3 protein-coding genes are annotated in these 3,568 nt (G+C 69.7%); all 3 read left to right on the top strand.

Annotated features, from left to right (window positions below; all coding sequences use genetic code 11):
• Positions 1-137: 137 nt before the first annotated feature.
• The 3 genes from GWI24_RS42040 to GWI24_RS42030 are packed head-to-tail and all read left to right on the top strand — an operon-like array spanning position 138 to position 3,244.
• The gene (locus GWI24_RS42040) at positions 138-1,241 is read left to right on the top strand and encodes a sugar ABC transporter substrate-binding protein (RefSeq protein ID WP_374103407.1); all 1,104 of its coding nucleotides are present in this window, start codon (positions 138-140) and stop codon (positions 1,239-1,241) included.
• Between the two features lie 12 nt (positions 1,242-1,253).
• Positions 1,254-2,036 carry an ATP-binding cassette domain-containing protein gene (locus GWI24_RS42035; RefSeq protein ID WP_210951283.1) on the top strand — a complete coding sequence of 261 codons (783 nt, stop codon included), beginning with the start codon at positions 1,254-1,256 and terminating at the stop codon, positions 2,034-2,036.
• Complete coding sequence (locus tag GWI24_RS42030) at positions 2,033-3,244, top strand: sugar ABC transporter permease (protein WP_210951282.1); 1,212 nt, start codon at positions 2,033-2,035, stop codon at positions 3,242-3,244. Before GWI24_RS42035 ends, GWI24_RS42030 begins: the two co-directional genes overlap by 4 nt.
• Positions 3,245-3,568: the final 324 nt, after the last annotated feature.

Genomic DNA, 3,568 nt, shown 5'->3' with positions numbered 1-3,568 from the left:
TGAGCAGTTCCCCTGCGCGCCCGGCGGTGATCCGTTCCCGTACGCGCTCCCGGGCGCATCCCCCGACGCGTTCCCGTACGCGCTCCCGTACGCGCTCCCGTACACGCGACCGCCTCCGCGCGGCCGTCGCCGTCGCGGTGGGCCTCGTCCTGGCCGTGTCCCTCGCCGCCTGCGGCAAGGCGGCCCAGCTCGGCCAGACGATGGGCGTGGCCGGGACCCACCGCCACGGGTCCCTGCGGATCGGCCTGCTGCTCCCGGAGAACGAGATCGTCCGTTTCGAGCGCTTCGACAGGCCCCTGATCCAGCAGCGGGTCAAGGAGCTGTGCCCGCGCTGCACGATGAGCTACTCCAGCGCCCAGCACGATCCGGCCGCCCAGCGCTTCCAGATCGAAGCCATGATCACCAACGGGATCGATGTGCTCATCCTGGACGCGGTGGACACCAAGGCCGTCCGTCACTCCGTGGTCCAGGCCCACCGCGCCCATGTCCCGATCATCGCCTACGACCGTATCGCGGAGGGGCCCATCTCCGGCTATGTCTCCTTCGACGGCGGAAGCGTCGGCAGGCTCCAGGGCGAGGCGCTGCTGAGGGCCCTCGGCCCGAAGGCCAGGAGCAGCCAGATCGTCATGATGAACGGCTCGTACACCGACCCCAACGCGGGCTGGTTCGAGCGGGGCGCGCGGTCCGTGCTCCGGGGCAAGGTCAAGATCGCCAAGTCCTACGAGACCGTCGGCTGGCGCCCGGAGAACGCCAACCGCAACATGTCCGCCGCCATCGCCGCCCTGGGTCCCTACGGCATCGACGGCGTCCTCGCCGCCAACGACGGCCTGGCCTCGGGCGTCATCACCGCCCTCAAGGCGGCCCGGATCCATCCGATCCCCCCGGTCACCGGCCAGGATGCCGAGGTCGCGGGCATTCAGCGGATCCTCGCGGGCGACCAGTACATGACCGTCTACAAGCCGTTCAAGCCCGAGGCGTACACCGCCGCGGAGATGGCCATCGCGGTGGGACGCGGCCAGTCGCTCAGCAAGATCACCAAGCAGCGGGTCAACAGCGCCAGCGCCCGTGACATCCCCGCGGTACTGCTCGAGCCGGTGGCTGTCACCGTGCACAACATCAAGAGCACCGTCATCAAGGACGGTCTGTATCGCGTCGATCAGATATGCACCAAGAAGTACGCGGATGACTGCCGCAAGGCCGGGCTCATCGACCGGGACGGCTCACCGCACGACGCGGAATGAAGGGAGGCGCGGATGGCCCGACCGTCGGCCCCGCCCCTGCTGGCGCTGAGTGGCGTCTTCAAGCGCTTCGGCGCGGTCCAGGCGCTCACGGACGTCGAGCTGGAGATCCACGCCGGTGAGGTCATCGCCCTCGTGGGCGACAACGGCGCGGGGAAGTCCACCCTGGTCAAGGTGATCGCGGGCGTCGAACCGGCCGACACGGGCACCCTCGAATGGCAGGGTCGCCCCATCCACATCGGCCGCCCGCACGACGCCCAGCACCTGGGGATCGCCACCGTCTACCAGGATCTCGCGCTCTGCGACAACCTCGACGTCGTCGGCAATCTCTTCCTCGGCCGCGAGATCACCCGGATCGGCGTCCTGGACGAGGTGGAGATGGAGCGCCGCACCCGCGATCTGCTGGCCACCCTCTCCATCCGCATTCCCGACGTCCGCAGGCCCGTCGCGTCCCTCTCCGGAGGCCAGCGGCAGACCGTCGCCATCTCCCGGGCGCTGCTGGGCGAACCGAGCCTGGTGATGCTGGACGAGCCCACCGCCGCCCTCGGCATCGAGCAGACCGCCCAGGTTCTGGATCTGGTGGAACGGCTCCGTGACCGCGGGCTCGGGGTGCTGCTGATCAGCCACAACCTGGGCGACGTCAAGGCCGTCGCGGACTGGGTCGCGGTGCTGCGGCTGGGCCGTAACAACGGGTTCTTCGACGTCACCACCACCTCCCAGGAGCAGATCGTCTCCTCCATCACCGGCGCGTCCGACAACGCGGTCACGCGGCGCGTGGCGCGGGAGGGGGAGCTGTGAGCATCCCCGGCGGATCCAGCGCCCATGGCGCCGATCGCTTCGCCGGCGCGTTCGGGCGCCGAGTGGGCGGCGGTACGTTCGGCGCCGTCCCGGTCGTGCTCGGGCTGCTCGCGATCTGGATCACCTTTCAAATCCTCAACCCGCACTTCCTCTCCCCGCGCAACCTCTCCAACCTCAGCGTGGACATCGTCGGCACCGGCATGATCGCGATCGGCGTGATCTTCGTGCTGCTGATCGGCGAGATCGATCTGTCGGTGGGCTCGGTGAGCGGCCTGGCCTCCGCCCTGTTCGCCGTGTTGAACGTCGACTTCGGCATGCCCGAACCACCCGCCATCATCCTGGGCGTCCTCTGCGGTACTGCGGTCGGCTTCGTCCACGGCTTCTTCACGGCGGTGGTCGGCGTCCCCGCGTTCGTGGTCACCCTCGCCGGACTGCTGGGGTGGTACGGCCTGATGCTCTCCATCATGGGCGCCTACGGCACTATCAACCTCGACGATCAGGGCCTGGTCGCCGAGCTGACCAACTACTACTTCTCCGACGTCGCCGCCGCCTACGTTGTCGCGGCGCTCGGCACGGCCGGGTACTTCCTGACCGCCTGGCGCGACGTCACGCGCCGCCGCGCCGCCGGAGTGCCCACCCGTCCCCCGGTCTGGATCGCCGTTCGCACGGGGGTGCTCGCGGTGCTCGCCTTCGCCGCCGCGTATGTGCTCAACCAGTTCCAGGGGTTGCCGCTCGCCCTCCTGATCTTCGTGGTCGTCCTCGTCATCCTCGACTACGTCCTGCGCCGCACGGCCTACGGCCGGATGATCTTCGCCCTGGGCGGCGGGGTCGAAGCGGCCCGCCGCGCCGGGATCAATGTGGCCTGGGTGCGGACCTCGGCGTTCATGATGTCGAGCACGATGGCCGCCATCGGCGGCCTGTTCCTGGCCTCCCGGATCAACTCGGTCAGCCAGACGTCGGTCACCACCGACCTGCTGATGAACGCCATCGCCGCGGCCGTCATCGGCGGCACGAGCCTCTTTGGCGGCCGCGGCAGCACGTGGTCCGCTCTGCTGGGCGTGCTGGTCATTCAGTCGATCGCCTCGGGCGTGGCGTTGATGGACATCCAGACCGCCGTCCAGTTCATGATCACTGGTGGGGTGCTGCTGCTGGCCGTCGTGATCGATTCGCTCTCCCGTCGGGCCCAGCGGGCGCATGGCCGGGCTTAGGGGTGGCTCAGGGGGTGTCCGGCGGGCCTGGCGCCTGCGGCGGGCTATTCCCCTCCCCGTCCCTTCCCGAAACCGGGGCTCCGCCCCAGACCCCGTATCGGGCTCCGCCCCAGGCCTCGGTTCGGGCTTCGCTCCAGGCCTCGGATCGGGCTTTGCCTCAGGCCCGGATCGGGCTTCGCTCCAGGTCCCGGATCGGGCTTCGCCCCAAGGCCCCGGTTCGGGCTTCGCTCCAGGTCCCGGATCGGGCTTTGCCTCAGGCCTCGGTTCGGGCTTCGCTCCAGGCCTCGGATCGGGCTTTGCCTCAGGCCCTGGATCGGGCTTCGC

It is taken from the genome of Streptomyces sp. MK37H (assembly GCF_018035285.1).
Lineage (GTDB): Bacteria > Actinomycetota > Actinomycetes > Streptomycetales > Streptomycetaceae > Streptomyces > Streptomyces endocoffeicus.
The sequence above is the reverse complement of the archived record's forward strand: the minus strand, read 5'-3'. Positions and strand labels throughout refer to the sequence as shown.